Here is a 14,381-nt window from a genome sequence, read left to right as displayed (position 1 = left end):
CCGGGGTCTTCCCCGGGGGTCGCCCATGGGCCCAAGGCTCAGTCAAAGAAGTCAAAGAGCTCCAGAAAGCCCTTTTTCTTCTTGTAGGGCTTGCCCTCCCCGCGGTAGTGGGCCTCCCGCTCCTCCTCGTAGGCCCGCTCCACCTCCCGGGCCTCGGCCAGAAGCTTTTCCAGCTCTCCCCGGTCCAGCCAAACCCCTCCGCACTGGGGGCAGACGTCCAGGAGCACCCCCCGGCGCTCCACCTCCCGCATCCCCACGCCACAACTAGGGCAGAGGAGAAGGGGCATCTACTCCTCCCGCCGGCCGAAAAGCCCGAGCAGGCTGGCGTAGTAGAGGATGGTGGCCAGGGAGCTCGCCAGGGCCGCTACGTAGGTGAGGGCCGCCCACTGCAGGACCTGGCGGGCGGGGCCCATCTCCCCCGGGGCGAGGAAGCCCATCCGCTTCAGGAACTCTAGGGCCCTCCTGGAGGCGTCAAACTCCACGGGCAGGGTGACGAGCTGGAAGAAGGCCACAGCCAGGTACAGGTAGATCCCCAGCTTAGCGAGGCCCACGGCCCCCAGGCCCAGGCCCACAAGGACCAGGATGGGCCCCAGGTTGCTCCCTAGGCTCGCCACGGGCCAGAGGTTTGCCCGCACCCTGAGCCAGGCGTAGCCCTGGGCGTCCTGAACGGCATGCCCCACCTCGTGGGCGGCCACCGCCAGGGCCGCGAGGCTCGGCGAAGCGTAGTTGGCCTCAGAAAGCCGCACCGCCTTGGCCTGGGGATCGTAGTGGTCCGTGAGGACCCCCGGCGCGGGCTCCACCCGTACCCCGGTGAGCCCGTGGGCGTCCAGGATGGCCCGGGCCACCTGGGCCCCCGTGAGGCCCCGGGCGGAGACCACCTGGGAAAACCGGCCAAAGGTGGCCTGTAGCCTCCACTGGATCACCAGGCTGGCCACGAAGACCGCGATCATCAGCAAAAGGGTAAAGTCCATCCTTCCCTCCTTTCGGGGAGTAGCAAAGGCCTCGAGGCCACCCGTTCAGGTGGTCTCGCCATGCGCCTAAAGCGCCCCAGCCGACCGGGGAGGAACGCCCTCCCGTACTGACGACCGGCTGGCCCCATTCCGGGGCGGCTACTCCCCAAGGCCTTTATACCAGAAACCCCCCCGGGGCACAAGGGCCCCCAAATGTGGCCTCCCTCTCCTTGCTTTTTCCACGCTCAAGGGTATAGTGGAGTCCGGAGGTGCAGGCATGAGCTACGCCCATCCCGAGGTTCTGGTGAGCACCCAGTGGGTGGAGGAGCACCTCAAGGACCCGACGGTGCGGGTTCTGGAGGTGGACGAGGACATCCTCCTTTACGACACCGGCCACATCCCCGGGGCACAGAAGATTGACTGGCAGCGGGACTTTTGGGACCCGGTGGTGCGGGACTTCATTGACGAAGAGGGGTTCGCCAGGCTCATGGAGCGGCTTGGCATCTCCAACGACACCACCGTGGTCCTCTACGGGGACAAGAACAACTGGTGGGCCGCCTATGCCTTCTGGTTCTTCAAGTACAACGGCCACCGGGACGTGCGCCTCATGAACGGCGGGCGGCAGAAGTGGGTGGAGGAGGGCCGGCCCCTCACCACCGAGGTGCCCTCCTACCCTCCGGGCCGCTACGAGGTCCCCTACCGGGACGAGTCCATCCGCGCCTACCGGGACGACGTGCTGGAGCACATCCTGAAGGTAAAGGAAGGCAAGGGGGCCCTGGTGGACGTGCGGAGCCCCGAGGAGTACCGGGGGGAGCTTACCCACATGCCCAACTACCCCCAGGAAGGGGCGCTCCGGGCCGGCCACATCCCAGGGGCGAAGAACATCCCCTGGGCCAAGGCGGTGAACCCGGACGGCACCTTCAAGAGCGCCGAGGAGCTCAAAGCCCTCTACGAGCCCCTAGGGGTCACCAAGGACAAGGACGTGGTGGTCTACTGCCGCATCGCCGAGCGCTCCAGCCACTCCTGGTTCGTCCTCAAGTACCTCCTGGGCTACCCCCACGTGAAGAACTACGACGGCTCCTGGACGGAGTGGGGGAACCTGGTGGGGGTGCCCATCGCCAAGGGGGAGGAGTAGGGGCGCAAGGGCCTAGGCCAGAGGGGAAAAGCCAGCTCAGGAGGGGGGTTCCTGGGGCTGGCCGCGCCTCAGGGCCTCCTCGGCTAGGCGCCGGCCGGTAGGGGTGTCCGCCAGGCCGCCGAGGCCCGTCTCCCTGAGCTCCAACGGGAGGAGGCGGCCGATGCCGGCCATGGCCAGGACCACCTCGTCGGGCGGGATGACGCTCCTTATCCCCGCAAGGGCCATGGAGGCGGCGCTCACCGCGTGAACGGCGTAGAAGCCGTTGCGCATCACGCAGGGCACCTCCACAAACCCCCCCACGGGGTCGCAGACCAGGCCCAGGGTGTTCTGGAGGGCCAGGGCGGCGGCATGGGCCGCGGCCTCGGGGCTACCCCCCAAAAGTTCCGTCACCGCGGCCGCGGCCATGGCGGCGCTGGAGCCGATCTCCGCCTGGCAGCCCCCGCTCGCCCCGGCGATGTGGATCACCCGGCTGATCATCTTGGCCACCCCCGCGGCCAGGATCAGGGGCATGAGGAGGCGCTCGTCAGGGAGGCCCAGGTGGTCCGCCACGCCCAAGAGGGCCCCGGGAAGGGTTCCGGCGCTGCCCGCGGTGGGGGCGGCCACGATGCGGCCCATGCGGGCGTTCTCCTCGTTCACCGCCATGGCGTAGGCCTGGACCCGCTTCAAAAGGGGGTCCTTTAGGGGATCGGGCGCCTCCCATAGGGTCTTGGCGTTTTTCCCCACCAGGCCGGCCACGCTGGGGGCGTCGGAGGCGAGGCCCCGGCGGATGGCCTCCCGCATGACCGCCAGGCGCTCGGCCATTTTGGAGAGGATGGTCTCGGGCGGGGTCCCGGTCTCCTCCACCTCTTCCCGGAGGACATGCTCCGAGGCCAGGCCTGTGAGCTCGCTGAGGGCATTCAGGGTAAGGGGCATGCCTCGAGTATAGGCCCTGGGGTAGCCTAAAGGGGATGCGGGTTCTCATCGCCGACGACCACCCCCTCTTTCGCCTGGGGCTTCGGGCCGGCCTCGAGGCCGAGGGGCTAAAGGTGGTGGCCGAGGCGGCCAACGGGGAGGAGGCCCTGGTCCAAACCCTGGCCCTGAGGCCCGAGGCCGTGCTCCTGGACCTGCGCATGCCCAAGATGGACGGCCTGGAGTGCGCCCGAAGGCTTCGCGAGGGGGGGTACCGCGGGCTCATCGCCCTCCTCACCACCTACCAGGAGCCTGTCCTGCTGCGGGAAGCAGCCCTGGCGGGGGCCGATGCCTACTTCTCCAAGGAGCTTTCCGCCCCGGAGCTCAAAAGGCGGCTCCTCCGGGTGCGTTCCGGAGAGGAGCGCCTCCTCCCCCCCGACCTCCCCGCCCTCACCCCACGGGAGGAAGAGGTCCTGAGGCTCCTCGCCCAGGGGCTTTCCGCCAAGGGGATGGCCCGGGCCCTGGGCCTCTCCCCCGAGACGGTGCGGGACCACCTGGAAAGGCTCTACGCCAAGCTGGAGTCCCGGAACCGGGTGGAGGCCCTGGAGCGTGCCCGGGCCCTTGGATTTCTGAAGTGATCCCCTTTGCTTTGGCTTCCCCAGCCAAAACCTCGCGGGGAGGTTCTACCGGGGCCCCCTACCCTTCGGCCTTGGCCCTCTCCTGGTCCTGGCCCAGGCGCTTGCGGTCCACGCGGAGCTTGCGGCGGATCTCCCGCTCGGAAAGCTCCCGGATGAAGTAGAGCTTGGCCCGGCGGGCGCGGCCCCGCTGCACGATCTCTATACGTTCAATGAGGGGAGAGTTCAGGGGGAAGATGCGCTCCACCCCTACCCCATAGCTCACCTTGCGCACGGTGAAGCTAGAGTTGTAGCCGTTCCGCCGGACCTTGATGACGATCCCCTCAAAGTTCTGAATGCGGGTGCGGTTGCCCTCCTTCACCCGGTAGGCTACCCGCACGGTGTCCCCCGGCCGGAACTCGGGCAGGTCGGTGCGGGTGTAGCGGGATTCCACCACCTTAAGAAGCGCGCCTCGGTTCATCGCCTTGCCTCCCGTCCCAGAGGAACCCTCGGCGGGTTCGTGGGCAAACAACCCCCAGTCTAGCCCTCCCGGTCCATTTCCGCAAGCCAGAGGGCCTCGAGGGGCCCGATCCTCGCCCCCGAGAGGAGGTCGGGCCTGAGGGTTAGGGTGCGGCGCAGGGCCTCCCGGCGGCGGAAGTGGTCCACCTCCCGGTGGTTGCCCGAAAGCAGGACCTCGGGGACCCTAAGGCCCCGGAACTCGGGCGGGCGGGTGTACTGGGGGTAGTCCAGGAGGCCCCGCACGAAGGAGTCCTCCCGGTGGCTCTGGGGGTCCCCGATCACCCCGGGAACGAGGCGGGCCGTGGCCTCCAGGACGGCTAGGGCCGCCACCTCCCCTCCCATGAGGACGTAGTCCCCCACGGAAAGGGTCCGGGTGACAAAGGCCTCCACCCGGGCATCAAACCCCTCGTACCGCCCACAGAGGAGGACGAGGTGCCCCTTCCCCGCAAGCTCCTCCGCCTCCCCCTGGGTGAAGGGCCTCCCTGCCGGGGAGAGGAGGATGACCTCGTCCGCGGGCAGCACGGCCTCGAGGGCGGCCACGGCCACATCCGCCCGTATCACCATCCCCGCCCCGCCCCCGTAGGGCGTGTCGTCCACGGTGCGGTGCCGCCCCAGGCCGAAGTCCCGGAGGTCCACCACCTCCACCCCGAGGAGGCCCCGGGCGATGGCCTTTTCCAGCAGGGACTCCTCCAGCCAGGGACGGATGAGGCCGGGGAAAAGGGTGAGGATGGTGTAGCGCATCTAGTCAAAGAGGCCGGGGATGGGCTCCACGTGGATGGCCCCTTCCTCCACGCGCACGTAGGGAGCCTGGAGGGGCACAAGCCGCTCGGTGCGGTCGCGGAGCCTCTCCCCCACCCCCCGGATCACCAGGACGTCCTGGGCCCCGGCGTCCAGGATGTCCACCACCTCCCCCACCTGCTCCCCGGCCACGTACACGGGGAGGCCCATGAGGGCGAAGTAGTAGTACCGCCCCTCCTCCAAGGGAGGGAGGTCCGCCACCTCCGCATAGACCCTGAGGCCCACCAGGGCCTCGGCCAGCTCCCTCGAGGTCACCCCCGCCAGGTGGACCACGAGCTCCTCCCCCACCCGGTAGAGGTCCTCCACCGCCCTGAAGCCATGCCCTTCCACGTAGATGCGCTCCAGGTGGGCCACCACCGGTTCCCCCCGGAACCTGAGCCCCCCCTTGAGGGCGTAGGGCGCGCCGAGGCGGCCGATCTCCACAAGGCGCATACCCTCATTATGCCTCAGCGCACCTCCACCCCCACCTTGCGCCTGGCGTAGGCCCGCACCAGGGTGCGGATGGCCTCAATGACCCGCCCCCCCTTGCCGATCAGGCGCCCCTTGTCCTCGGGGGCCACCGCCACCACGTACACGGGCCCCTCCCGGCCCCGCGCCTCCTCTACCCGCACCGCCTCGGGATGCTCCACCACGCTCTTCGCCAGGTACTCCACCAGGTCCTTCATAAGGCCATCCTACCAAGCGGTTGACGGCGCCCTCACCCCACCGTACCCTTAGGGTAATGAAGCGGGTCCTTTCCGGCATCCAGCCCTCCGGGGAGATCCACATCGGCAACTACCTGGGGGCCATCAAGCAATGGGTAGAGATCGGGGAAAAGCTGGGCCGGGACGCCCTCTTTTGCATCGTGGACTACCACGCCCTCACCAACCCCCTGGCCTACGAGCCCGAGACCCTGGCAAAGCGGACCTTTGAGGCGGCCCTGGTGAACATCGCCGCGGGGCTTGACCCGGAGAAGGTCACCCTCTTCGTCCAGTCCCACGTCCCCGAGCACACCGAGCTCGCCTGGGTCTTCACCACCCTGACCCCCCTGGGGGACCTCACCCGCATGACCCAGTTCAAGGACAAGGCCAGCAAGCAGGAGACCGTCTGGTCCGGCCTCCTCCTCTACCCGGTGCTCCAGGCCGCGGACATCCTGGTCTACAAGGCGGACACCGTGCCCGTGGGCGAGGACCAGGTGCAGCACATTGAGCTCACCCGGGAGATCGCCCGCCGCTTCAACCACCTCTTCGGGGAGACCTTCCCCGAGCCCGAGGCCCTCCTGAACCCCAAGGCCCCCAGGGTGCCGGGGATTGACGGCCGGGCCAAGATGAGCAAGTCCTTAGGGAACACCATTGGCCTCCTGGAGCCGGAGGAGAGCATCTGGAGGAAGATCCAGCACCTCCCGGACGATCCCCAGAGGATCCGCCTCTCCGACCCCGGGGACCCGGAGCGGAGCCTGGTCTTCACCTACCTGGCCTACTTCGCCCCCGAGCCCCTGGTGGAGGCCCTCAAGGAGGAGTACCGCCGGGCCGGGGTGGGCACCCTTACCGTGAAGCGCATCCTCTTTGACCACCTTATGCGGGCCCTTGGGCCCATCCGGGAGCGGGCCGAGGCCCTGAAGCGGGACCCGGACTACGTGATGGACGCCCTCCTCGAGGGCGCCCGGAGGGCCCGCGCCCTCGCCCAGGCCACCATGGAGGAGGTGCGGGAGAAGGTGGGCCTCCTCCTACCCAGGAAGCGCCCGGCCTTCGCCTCCCGGTGATCCGCCTAACCTTCCCCGGCTTTTCCGGCACCCCGGAGGCGCTCCGGGAGGCCTTGAGGCGGGGGAGGCTTTCCCCGAAGGGCCTCCCGGTCCTTTCCCTCGTGGAGCAGGCCCTCGCCCAGGTGCCGGAGGACCTCAAGGCGCGGAGCGAGCTGTTGCCCATCCTGGCCGAACTTCTGGTGCTGAAGCTCGCCCCGGAGCGGGCCCTCAGGCCGGAGGAGGAAGGGGGGGAGGCGCCCCTGGTCCAGGCGCTACTGGACCTCTCCGAGGCCGTAACCTTCCTGGAGGACCGCCTCCGGGCCCGTGCCCGGCTCGTTCCCGCGGTGCCGCCCCCCGTGCCCCGGCCCGCCCTGAGGCTTTCCCCCAAGGTCCTGGTGCAGGCGGCCAGGCCCTTCCGAAAGGCGGTGCTGCGGCTCCCTCCCGAAGGCTTTGGCCTAAAGGAGGCCTGGGAGCGGCTCAAGGGGCTCCTTCGGGGGAAGGTAACCTTCCAGGGCCTTCCCTTCGCCTCCTGGGGGGAAAAGGTGGTGGCCTTCGCGGCCCTCCTCGAGGCCGCCCGCCTGGGCCGGGTGCGCCTCTACCAGGAGGCCCCCTTCGCCCCCCTCTACGTGGAGGCGGAGGCGCCCTTAGAGGGGGACCTGGAGCGCACCGCCTAGGGGTACAATGGCCCCATGGGCGAGGCGGCAAGGCCCCTGGAGCTTCTGGACGCCGAGGCCTACCTGGCCATGGAAGAGCGGTCCCCCGTGCGCCACGAGCTCCTGGAGGGCGTGCTCTACCCCATGGCGGGGGCCACGGAGGCCCATAACCTCATCGTGGGCAACCTCTTCTACCATCTCCGCCCTCACGCCCGGGCCAAGGGGTGCAGGCTCTTCGTTTCGGACATGAAGCTCAAGGTCTCCTCCCGCACCTTTTATTACCCCGACCTCATGGTCGTGTGCGCAGAAGACCCCCACCCCCTATACAAGGAGCGCCCCTGCCTGGTGGTGGAAGTCCTTTCCGAGAACACCGAGGCCATAGACCGCCGGGAGAAGCTCTGGCGCTACCGGGAGCTCCCAAGCCTCCAGGGCTACCTCCTGGTGGACTCCCGGGAAAGGCGGGTGGAGGGCTATTTCCGCCAGGAGGAGGGTTGGCTTTACCGCCTGTGGGAGGGAGAGGGGGTGGCGGAGGTGCCCTGCCTCGGCGTGGGGATAAGCCTGGAAGCCATTTACGAGGGGGTAGAGGTTTAGGAGGTCTCTAGAGCCCGTAATAGGCCTCGGAGAGGTCCAAGTGGCCCTTCAGGCAGGGTAGCGGCAGGTGGCCTTCCTCCGCCTCCCGGTACACCCATCCTTCCCCCTCCCGGTAGTAGCCGAAGGCCCGGGGAAGGCGGGAGTCCACCAAGAGGTAGGCCTGGAGGGTGGGCAGGCCCAGGTACTTGTGGAGCTTTTCCCTCCGGTCCGTGGCCTCCATGGACTCGGAGAGCACCTCTATCACCAGGCAGGGCTTTTCCTTGTAGTATTCCCCAGGGTCTTCCTCACAAACCACCATGAGATCGGGGTAGTAGACCGTGGCGGCGTCCACCTTGAGCCGCATGTCGCTTGCGTAGAGGCGGCACCCCTTTTTCCGGGCCAGGGGGCCCAGGGCCAGGACCAGGTTCACCACCAGCCGGTTGTGCCGGTCGCCCGCCCCGGCCATGGCGTGGGGAAAGCCCTCCACCAGCTCGTGCTTTACCGAGGCCTCCCTCTCCAGGGCCAGGTACTCTTCCAGGCTGAGGGACCGCACCACCTTGGCCGCGCCCATGTCTAGAGTGTACTGGGGCGTGCGGCCCCATGCGATAGAATGCCCCCATGAACCTCCTGCGCCGCTGGTGGTGGCCCCTCTTCGCCTTCCTCTATCCCCTTGTGGTCTGGCCCTTCGGGGCTAGCCACGCCGGGGTGGTGCTGGCCAAGCACTACTTCACCCTCTTCTTTTTGCTGGGGGGCCTTTTCCTGGAGCTCACCGCGCATCCCCAGGTACATTTCGCGCACCTCCGCCACCTGCCCCGGTTCCTGCGGTCCCACCCCCCTTTGCTCCTCGCCCTTTTTCTTGCTCTCTGGATGGGCCTTGCCACGGCCCTTTCCCCAGAGCCCCAGGTGGCCCTCACCGGCTCGGTGGTGGATTACTCCGACGGGCTGGTATGGGGGCTACTGATGGTGGGGGTCTTCGCCCTGGGTTACCTCCGCTCCCTCTTTGACCCGGAGCTAGGCCAGAGGGTGGCCCTGGGGGTGCTGGGGGGGGCCGGGGTGCTGGCCCTCGGGGCCCTGGCCGAGGTGGCGCTCCACCGGGGCCTCTACTACCCTACCGACCCCGGCAACCTCCCCATGGTGACCTTTCCCGGAAAGGGGCACCTCGCCGGGTACTTCGCCCTGGGGTTTGGGGTGGCGGCGGGCTTTTTCGCCCAGAGGCGGAACACCGCCTACGGGGTCCTTCTCCTCCTCTTGGCCGTGGCCCTGGGGCTCACCTTCAACCGGGCGGGGATCCTCGCCCTTTTCGGAGTTGGGGTGGCGGTGCTCCTTTGGCGGCGGCAAGCCGGAGTTTGGGTGCTGGTCCTGGGCCTTTTGGGGGTAGGCCTGGGGTGGGGCGCCGTGCGCCTCCTCAACCCTCAGGGGGAGCGCGCCGAGCTTACAAGCGGGCACACCTTCCTGACCCGGCTCTACTACTGGAAGGCCGCCCTAGGGGGCATCGCGGCCAGGCCGCTCTTCGGCTGGGGCGGGGGGGTCTTTGAGCATCGCTGGCCCGCCTATTTAAGCCGTCTTGAGTTGGAACAGTTTCTTCAAAGTGAGTTTGGAAAAAGGGGTAGTACCCTATTAGGGGTTAACAATGCACCCGGAGGAGATCCTGTATTCCTGCTACGACATCCCGACGGGGTACTTGAGCAGATGCGTATCTACCTCTTTCGTGCCCACAACGGCCTTCTGGAGTACGCTCTAAAGTGGGGGTTACCTTGGGTCATAGCCTACCTGTGGTTACTTTCCTCGTGCCTTCGCTGGGTTCCGGAAAGCCATCCACCGACCTTAGGTCTCCTGGGAGCATGGATATTTTTCCTGTTCTGGTTTCCCACCCCCGGAACGGAAGGCGTGCTGTGGCTTTTAATGGCCCAAAAGAAAAACCAGGGGAACCCTAGTTCCCCTGGCTCTGCTCCCTAGCTCACTGGCCTACGGTTTGGCTGCCGGCGGCACCGCTCCAAGTAACCTTTACGTTCTGGGTGGCCGGATCAAAGGTGACGTTGCAAGTTGTTATCGTAGAAGGGGCCTTACCTGCATCGTAGCTACCTGCAGAATAACCTGTTGTACAGGGTTTCGCAACCTCTGCCTGCACGCTGGCCCCTGTAGCGTCTGTCTGCTCAGCGATGTAGGCGTTCGCCGCCTTATAGACGTTTTGAGCGTAAGCCTGTTCCGCCCGAATCTGGGCCACACGACGCGCGTTAAGCAGGTTTGGAATCAGCACCGCCGCCAGGATGCCGATGATGGCGATGACGATCAAGAGCTCAATCAGGGTGAAGCCTTTTGCGTTCCGCATACTTCCTTCTCCTTAGGGTTTTCCGCGCGTTTCATCCATTTGCGCGGCCATGAGTGCCTGTTGCCGAAAGCCGCCTCTAACTACCGCTTTCCCGTCCTCCTCCTGCCCTTCTCACCTCCTTTCACCCCCCAGTCTTCAGAGCCCGTACTTTTTTGTCAAGCCCCTCCGGGGGCCATCCTCAGGATGGGGGAAGGGTGTGAAAACGGTGTGAAAGCCTAGCGGCGCTCATAGGAGAGCACCTGGAAGACCGGCTTTCCCCCCCGGAGGCTCGGCAGGAGCACGGGGCGGTTCTCCTTGGGGATGCGGATGTAGACCACCTCGGCCTTTTGGCCGGCGTTGCAGCTCGTTTGGCTGCCGGCACTGGTGGTGCAGAACTGGTTGGCGATGGCGGAACCGAAAAGGACGTTGTCCTTCACCACCCGGAAGGTGCCCCCGGCGTACACCGGAGCCATCACGTACTGGCCGCGCTGGTAGAGGTCCTTCTCCACCACAAGGCCCAAGGCATGACCGGGGAAAGAGCCAAAGGTGGCATCGGGGAGGAAGTTGGCGTTGATATCCAGGTTGCCGCCGTTGCCGCCAAGCTGCAGCACCGCCAGGGTGGCGCTCCTGGCACTCCCCGATTGGACCCTGTAGTCCGTGGGTTTCTTCAGAACCACGTCCACCCCCTCCAGCACCACGTCGCCGAATACTTCCAGAAGCCCCTGTCCGCTCTTGTTGTTCCCCGCATAGGTGTACCTGAACCCCCCCCGGCTTCCGTCCAAGCGGGTAAAGGTGCAGTCCACGCTTTGGGTATCCAAGGTCAGGGTGCCGGACTGCATGGCCTGGAGGCAGGAATCAGAGGACAAGGTGATTCCAGGCGGGCTGGCCACGGAGAGCACGTTCCCCAGGCGCTGAATTCGTAGAGCGGCCTTGGTCCGGAGGCAGGCCCGCCAGGTGGGGTAGGCGCTGCAGGCGTCGGAGTCCATCTTGGTGTCCAGGGTCGGGAAGGGCGGCGGGTTGGAGAGGTCAAACCCCCCCATGGCCTCGGTGCAGACCCCTTTGTTGTTCTGGCAGACATCCACGTTCTGCCCGGTGATGTCCTGGGCCCCCCGGCCCACAAAGACCCCCTTCACCTTGTTGTCGGGCTCGCCGATTTGGGTGCTTCCCCCAACGGCGATCTTGCCGTACTGCACCCGGAGGCTCGCGCAGAGGTCCTGGACCTGCCGGTAGGGGGATTCTACCCGGTCGGCGATCCCGGAGTAGGTATTCAGGTCGTACCGGTTATACAGGGCGAAGTTGCCGTTTGCGTCTATGACGGTTTGGTCGGGGTCGCTGGGACTTCCCACCACGTAGACCCCACCTCGGATGGTGGCCCCGCCGTTCAGCCACTTATTGGCCTGGCCTGTACCGGCGAAGATGGCCTGCTCCAGATAGCCCGTGTTGCTGATGCGGAAGGTGGCCTGGACCGTGGCCTTGGCACTGGAGGAGGTTCCCTGGGAGACCAAGGTGAAAAGCTGGCCGTCTTGGGCGTCTTTGTAAAGGACCACCCGATACCGACCCACGGGATTGCCGAAGGCGTCCGTCACCGCCTCGCCGTCGGCGAGAACCAGCTGGTTGTTGGTGAAGGGGGTTAGGGTACCGTTCCGTTCCAGGTCCAGGCCGGTGACGAGGGAGGTAAAACAGCCGCTGCCTCCCCCGGTCTGACCCCGCTGCTCCCGCCAGACATACTGCTGGAAGAGGACCGCTTTGTACTTCTGGAGGCCGGCCTCGGCGGCGTAGAAGGCCTGGACCGAGGTGGTGTCGTTGCGGGTGGTCCAGAGCTCTATCTGAGTAGTGAAGAAGGTTCCGAAGACGAGGAGAGCGATAACCACCATGAGGGCCAAAGTGGCGACCAGGGCGATGCCTTTGCGGTTCACGGTTCACCTCCTAGGGGGTGGGCAGGGGCTTGAGGTTAGGCATGAGGACCTCCTGGGTTAGGGCGTAACAGGCGCGGCCCGGAGGACAGGTGAGGGTTTGGCCGGTGACGGTGGTGAGGGAGGCGGGCCCAGGGTTGGTCACGGGGCTTAGAGAATAGCCCGCCACCGTGACCTTGGCCGAGCGAGGATAGGCGTCTAGGCCGCAGTCCGGCCTGTTTTGGGTGGTACCGTTGCTGCACTGGTACTGGATGTCCAGGGCAAGAATCCCCTCGGCCAGGGGCTGGAAGTTAGGGGAAGGGGCGGTGCAGTCGCTTCCCGCGGCGGGCGTGGCGTTCACGTCGCTTCGGCGCAGCGTATCCCCATCAAACCCGTAGTCCACCCGGCGGCAGGCAGAGGCCTGGTCCCGGAGGCTCGTGACGTAGTAAAGGGCTAGGGTGTCCTGGGCGCCCGCATCGCTTCCCGAAAGTGGAGGAAGGGGTAGGCTGAAGGCGCGGTTTTGGCCGCCGCTATTCCAGTAGCGGGCCCCCGCCATCTGGAGATCGGCGGTCACCAGCTGCATCACCATCCGCACCCGGTCCTGAAGCTCGTTCCGCGCCTGGGTATTCCGAGCCAGCTCGCCCGTGCTGGCGAAGTAACGCACCCCGAGGGCCAGGACCACCACCAGGATGGCCATGGCCACCAGGACCTCCACCAGGGTGAAGCCCTTCCTCATGGCCTTCCACCTCCCGGAGGGGGGCAGGGGGCGGGCTGGTCCTGGGTGGGGGAGGGATAAACGTCGTAGCAGGTAACGCGGCGGCCCATGGTGACCTTGGGGCCCCGGGGATGGGTGGCCGTGACCACCAGGGTCACCACGCCCTCACCCTGGATGCCGCTTTCCCCCCGGAGGTTCCAGGCCACGGGAATGCCCCCAACCGTTTCCGTGCCCGAGCAGGCGAGGCCAGGGCGCAGATTCGTCTGTAGCCCTCCACGCTGTTTGGGAGAAGGGTTCACCCTTGTGGGGCAGGAGAAGTAGTAGTCCACGAAGTAGAAGCTTCGCCAGTTGCCGAAGGGGTTATTCGGGTCCAAGGGCGCATCCTTGTAAGGGCTTGTAGCAGGGACCACCTCGCTCTTCAGGACCGCTGCCGAGAGCCTCTCCAGGACCTGGACGGCGGCCGCCTTGGCGTCGGTAGCGAAGCGGGCTTGGGCGTTTGCCCTGAGGTTGGAAACCTGGCTCATGAGGAGGGCGCCGAAGGCTATGCCCAAGACGGCTAAAGCGATGAGGACCTCCACAAGGGTAAGGCCTTTTCTCATGGCAGGCTCGCCCTCCCCTGGGGGCTTATGGAAACCCCTTTGGTGTAGGTTCCGGCGCGGTCGCCGAGGGTCACGGCCGTCCCCGCAAAGTCCTGGGGGATGCCCCGGGGGTCAAAGACCAGGGCCGCCGGGCCGGTTAGGGCGGTAAGCCGTACCTGGGCCCAGTCCCCCTGCCCGAAGTTTACCGTCTGGATGGCGGTATCCGCCCCGTCGTAGGTGCGGTTCCGGTTCTGGTCCGCGAAGACCACGTACCCCCCTGCCCCGCCGGTGAGGAACTGGACCCCCACGAACTCGTTCCGCCGGATGGCCTCGAGCCTTGCCCGGGTCACCTGGGCCGCGAGGGACTGGGCCGCCTGGTTCACGGCGAGGCGGTCCGAGCGCAGGTAACCCGTGCCCAGGGCCAGGAGGATGCCCAGGACGGCGATCACGATCAAAAGCTCAATAAGGCTCAAGCCCTGAGGCTTCCTCATACCCCTCCAAGGGTACGCCCCAGGAGGGGCCGGGCGCATCCCCCAAATGGGGGGGGTCACTCCACCCGGGCCCGGCCCTGCTGGCTGACCACCACCTTCCGTACCGCCTCGCCGGCCCTCAAGGCAAGGGTAGCGGTAATGGGCCGGGCGGGCACGCCCCGGGGGTCAAAGAGGAGGGGGAGGTTGCCGAGGCGGCTTGCCTCCAGGTCCAGGCGCACCCGGGCCCACTCCCCCTGGCCGAGGCGGACGAGCTGCACCTCTTCCCCCGGGTCATAGCCCCGGTCCCCGTCCCGGTCCACGAAGACGGCGTAGCCCCCCGCTCCCTCGGTGAAGAGGTGGACCCCGGCGAAGGCGTTCTGGCGGATGGCCTCGAGCCTTGCCCGGGTCACCTGGGCCGCGAGGGAACGGGCTGCCTGATCCAGGGCCAGCCGATCAGGGGAGAAAAGGGAAAGGCCGAGGGCGAGGAGCACCCCGAGGACGCCCAGGACCAGGAGGAGCTCCAGGAGGGTAACGCCCCGCTTGGCCATCTCCTAAGGAGTTTAGCAGGAGC

20 protein-coding genes are annotated in these 14,381 nt (G+C 67.0%); 6 read left to right on the top strand and 14 right to left on the bottom strand.

The window, feature by feature from the left end; genetic code table 11:
- Nucleotides 1-38: 38 nt before the first annotated feature.
- Together H531_RS0104945 and H531_RS0104940 are read right to left on the bottom strand one after the other, a co-directional pair.
- Nucleotides 39-287: a TFIIB-type zinc ribbon-containing protein gene (locus tag H531_RS0104945; protein WP_022798256.1), complete on the bottom strand. Its 249-nt coding sequence runs from the start codon at nucleotides 285-287 to the stop codon at nucleotides 39-41.
- On the bottom strand, nucleotides 288-971 hold the full coding sequence (locus H531_RS0104940; protein WP_022798255.1) for a zinc metallopeptidase: 684 nt from the start codon (nucleotides 969-971) through the stop codon (nucleotides 288-290). It abuts the gene before it with no gap.
- Between the two features lie 256 nt (nucleotides 972-1,227).
- On the opposite strand from H531_RS0104940, the gene H531_RS0104935 reads away from it, so the two are divergent.
- Nucleotides 1,228-2,085: a sulfurtransferase gene (locus H531_RS0104935; RefSeq protein ID WP_022798254.1), complete on the top strand. Its 858-nt coding sequence runs from the start codon at nucleotides 1,228-1,230 to the stop codon at nucleotides 2,083-2,085.
- 36 nt (nucleotides 2,086-2,121) lie between these two features.
- Here H531_RS0104935 and sdaAA read toward each other — a convergent pair whose 3' ends face one another.
- Nucleotides 2,122-2,997: an L-serine ammonia-lyase, iron-sulfur-dependent, subunit alpha gene (sdaAA, locus tag H531_RS0104930; RefSeq protein ID WP_022798253.1), complete on the bottom strand. Its 876-nt coding sequence runs from the start codon at nucleotides 2,995-2,997 to the stop codon at nucleotides 2,122-2,124.
- Between the two features lie 35 nt (nucleotides 2,998-3,032).
- Between sdaAA and H531_RS0104925 the strand changes: the two genes are divergently transcribed.
- Entirely contained in the window at nucleotides 3,033-3,611 is a 579-nt protein-coding gene (locus H531_RS0104925) for a response regulator (RefSeq protein WP_022798252.1), read from the top strand.
- A 58-nt stretch (nucleotides 3,612-3,669) separates the two neighbouring features.
- On the opposite strand, the gene rplS is transcribed toward H531_RS0104925, so the two are convergent.
- Genes rplS through H531_RS0104905 form a run of 4 tightly spaced genes read right to left on the bottom strand, consistent with a single transcriptional unit; the run spans nucleotide 3,670 to nucleotide 5,569 of the window.
- Nucleotides 3,670-4,068 carry a 50S ribosomal protein L19 gene (rplS, locus tag H531_RS0104920; protein ID WP_028490655.1) on the bottom strand — a complete coding sequence of 133 codons (399 nt, stop codon included), beginning with the start codon at nucleotides 4,066-4,068 and terminating at the stop codon, nucleotides 3,670-3,672.
- 59 nt (nucleotides 4,069-4,127) lie between these two features.
- On the bottom strand, nucleotides 4,128-4,847 hold the full coding sequence (trmD, locus tag H531_RS0104915) for a tRNA (guanosine(37)-N1)-methyltransferase TrmD (protein ID WP_022798250.1): 720 nt from the start codon (nucleotides 4,845-4,847) through the stop codon (nucleotides 4,128-4,130).
- Nucleotides 4,848-5,336 carry a ribosome maturation factor RimM gene (rimM, locus tag H531_RS0104910; RefSeq protein ID WP_022798249.1) on the bottom strand — a complete coding sequence of 163 codons (489 nt, stop codon included), beginning with the start codon at nucleotides 5,334-5,336 and terminating at the stop codon, nucleotides 4,848-4,850.
- Nucleotides 5,337-5,350: 14 nt separating this feature from the next.
- On the bottom strand, nucleotides 5,351-5,569 hold the full coding sequence (locus H531_RS0104905; protein WP_022798248.1) for a KH domain-containing protein: 219 nt from the start codon (nucleotides 5,567-5,569) through the stop codon (nucleotides 5,351-5,353).
- A 56-nt stretch (nucleotides 5,570-5,625) separates the two neighbouring features.
- Here H531_RS0104905 and trpS point away from each other — a divergent pair, with 56 nt between their 5' ends.
- Genes trpS through H531_RS0104890 form a run of 3 tightly spaced genes read left to right on the top strand, consistent with a single transcriptional unit; the run spans nucleotide 5,626 to nucleotide 7,868 of the window.
- The gene (gene trpS, locus H531_RS0104900; RefSeq protein ID WP_022798247.1) at nucleotides 5,626-6,645 is read left to right on the top strand and encodes a tryptophan--tRNA ligase; all 1,020 of its coding nucleotides are present in this window, start codon (nucleotides 5,626-5,628) and stop codon (nucleotides 6,643-6,645) included.
- Entirely contained in the window at nucleotides 6,642-7,298 is a 657-nt protein-coding gene (locus H531_RS0104895) for a chromosome segregation protein ScpA (RefSeq protein ID WP_022798246.1), read from the top strand. Before trpS ends, H531_RS0104895 begins: the two co-directional genes overlap by 4 nt.
- Before the next feature lie 15 nt (nucleotides 7,299-7,313).
- On the top strand, nucleotides 7,314-7,868 hold the full coding sequence (locus tag H531_RS0104890; RefSeq protein ID WP_022798245.1) for a Uma2 family endonuclease: 555 nt from the start codon (nucleotides 7,314-7,316) through the stop codon (nucleotides 7,866-7,868).
- A 7-nt stretch (nucleotides 7,869-7,875) separates the two neighbouring features.
- On the opposite strand, the gene H531_RS0104885 is transcribed toward H531_RS0104890, so the two are convergent.
- Nucleotides 7,876-8,418, bottom strand: coding sequence for a Uma2 family endonuclease (locus H531_RS0104885; RefSeq protein WP_022798244.1), 543 nt, complete (start codon nucleotides 8,416-8,418; stop codon nucleotides 7,876-7,878).
- A gap of 47 nt (nucleotides 8,419-8,465) precedes the next feature.
- Here H531_RS0104885 and H531_RS0104880 point away from each other — a divergent pair, with 47 nt between their 5' ends.
- A complete protein-coding gene (locus tag H531_RS0104880) occupies nucleotides 8,466-9,803 on the top strand; it encodes an O-antigen ligase family protein (protein ID WP_022798243.1) in 1,338 nt (445 codons plus the stop codon).
- A gap of 1 nt (nucleotide 9,804) precedes the next feature.
- Here the strand turns inward: H531_RS0104880 and H531_RS15085 are convergent, their stop codons facing one another.
- The 6 genes from H531_RS15085 to H531_RS0104850 form a co-directional block, all read right to left on the bottom strand.
- Nucleotides 9,805-10,176, bottom strand: a complete 372-nt coding sequence (locus H531_RS15085; protein ID WP_022798242.1) for a type II secretion system protein — start codon at nucleotides 10,174-10,176, stop codon at nucleotides 9,805-9,807.
- 215 nt (nucleotides 10,177-10,391) lie between these two features.
- Complete coding sequence (locus H531_RS0104870) at nucleotides 10,392-12,071, bottom strand: pilus assembly PilX N-terminal domain-containing protein (RefSeq protein ID WP_022798241.1); 1,680 nt, start codon at nucleotides 12,069-12,071, stop codon at nucleotides 10,392-10,394.
- A 10-nt stretch (nucleotides 12,072-12,081) separates the two neighbouring features.
- On the bottom strand, nucleotides 12,082-12,783 hold the full coding sequence (locus H531_RS0104865) for a PilW family protein (protein WP_022798240.1): 702 nt from the start codon (nucleotides 12,781-12,783) through the stop codon (nucleotides 12,082-12,084).
- The gene (locus H531_RS0104860; protein ID WP_022798239.1) at nucleotides 12,780-13,361 is read right to left on the bottom strand and encodes a type IV pilus modification PilV family protein; all 582 of its coding nucleotides are present in this window, start codon (nucleotides 13,359-13,361) and stop codon (nucleotides 12,780-12,782) included. The genes H531_RS0104865 and H531_RS0104860 overlap by 4 nt, the downstream gene beginning before the upstream one ends.
- Entirely contained in the window at nucleotides 13,358-13,831 is a 474-nt protein-coding gene (locus H531_RS0104855; RefSeq protein ID WP_022798238.1) for a GspH/FimT family pseudopilin, read from the bottom strand. Before H531_RS0104855 ends, H531_RS0104860 begins: the two co-directional genes overlap by 4 nt.
- Before the next feature lie 56 nt (nucleotides 13,832-13,887).
- Nucleotides 13,888-14,358 (bottom strand): GspH/FimT family protein, encoded by a 471-nt coding sequence (locus H531_RS0104850; protein ID WP_022798237.1) that lies wholly within the window; start codon nucleotides 14,356-14,358, stop codon nucleotides 13,888-13,890.
- Between the last annotated feature and the right edge of the window lie 23 nt (nucleotides 14,359-14,381).

It is taken from the genome of Thermus islandicus DSM 21543 (assembly GCF_000421625.1).
Classification (GTDB): domain Bacteria; phylum Deinococcota; class Deinococci; order Deinococcales; family Thermaceae; genus Thermus; species Thermus islandicus.
This window is presented reverse-complemented; position numbering and strand designations above follow the sequence as displayed.

Coding starts and splice junctions, on each gene's coding strand:
- H531_RS0104945 (WP_022798256.1), bottom strand. CDS start 287: ATGCCCCTTCTCCTCTGCCCTAGTTGTGGCGTGGGGATGCGGGAGGTG.
- H531_RS0104940 (WP_022798255.1), bottom strand. CDS start 971: ATGGACTTTACCCTTTTGCTGATGATCGCGGTCTTCGTGGCCAGCCTG.
- H531_RS0104935 (WP_022798254.1), top strand. CDS start 1,228: ATGAGCTACGCCCATCCCGAGGTTCTGGTGAGCACCCAGTGGGTGGAG.
- sdaAA (WP_022798253.1), bottom strand. CDS start 2,997: ATGCCCCTTACCCTGAATGCCCTCAGCGAGCTCACAGGCCTGGCCTCG.
- H531_RS0104925 (WP_022798252.1), top strand. CDS start 3,033: ATGCGGGTTCTCATCGCCGACGACCACCCCCTCTTTCGCCTGGGGCTT.
- rplS (WP_028490655.1), bottom strand. CDS start 4,068: ATGAACCGAGGCGCGCTTCTTAAGGTGGTGGAATCCCGCTACACCCGC.
- trmD (WP_022798250.1), bottom strand. CDS start 4,847: ATGCGCTACACCATCCTCACCCTTTTCCCCGGCCTCATCCGTCCCTGG.
- rimM (WP_022798249.1), bottom strand. CDS start 5,336: ATGCGCCTTGTGGAGATCGGCCGCCTCGGCGCGCCCTACGCCCTCAAG.
- H531_RS0104905 (WP_022798248.1), bottom strand. CDS start 5,569: ATGAAGGACCTGGTGGAGTACCTGGCGAAGAGCGTGGTGGAGCATCCC.
- trpS (WP_022798247.1), top strand. CDS start 5,626: ATGAAGCGGGTCCTTTCCGGCATCCAGCCCTCCGGGGAGATCCACATC.
- H531_RS0104890 (WP_022798245.1), top strand. CDS start 7,314: ATGGGCGAGGCGGCAAGGCCCCTGGAGCTTCTGGACGCCGAGGCCTAC.
- H531_RS0104885 (WP_022798244.1), bottom strand. CDS start 8,418: ATGGGCGCGGCCAAGGTGGTGCGGTCCCTCAGCCTGGAAGAGTACCTG.
- H531_RS0104880 (WP_022798243.1), top strand. CDS start 8,466: ATGAACCTCCTGCGCCGCTGGTGGTGGCCCCTCTTCGCCTTCCTCTAT.
- H531_RS15085 (WP_022798242.1), bottom strand. CDS start 10,176: ATGCGGAACGCAAAAGGCTTCACCCTGATTGAGCTCTTGATCGTCATC.
- H531_RS0104865 (WP_022798240.1), bottom strand. CDS start 12,783: ATGAGGAAGGGCTTCACCCTGGTGGAGGTCCTGGTGGCCATGGCCATC.
- H531_RS0104860 (WP_022798239.1), bottom strand. CDS start 13,361: ATGAGAAAAGGCCTTACCCTTGTGGAGGTCCTCATCGCTTTAGCCGTC.
- H531_RS0104855 (WP_022798238.1), bottom strand. CDS start 13,831: ATGAGGAAGCCTCAGGGCTTGAGCCTTATTGAGCTTTTGATCGTGATC.
- H531_RS0104850 (WP_022798237.1), bottom strand. CDS start 14,358: ATGGCCAAGCGGGGCGTTACCCTCCTGGAGCTCCTCCTGGTCCTGGGC.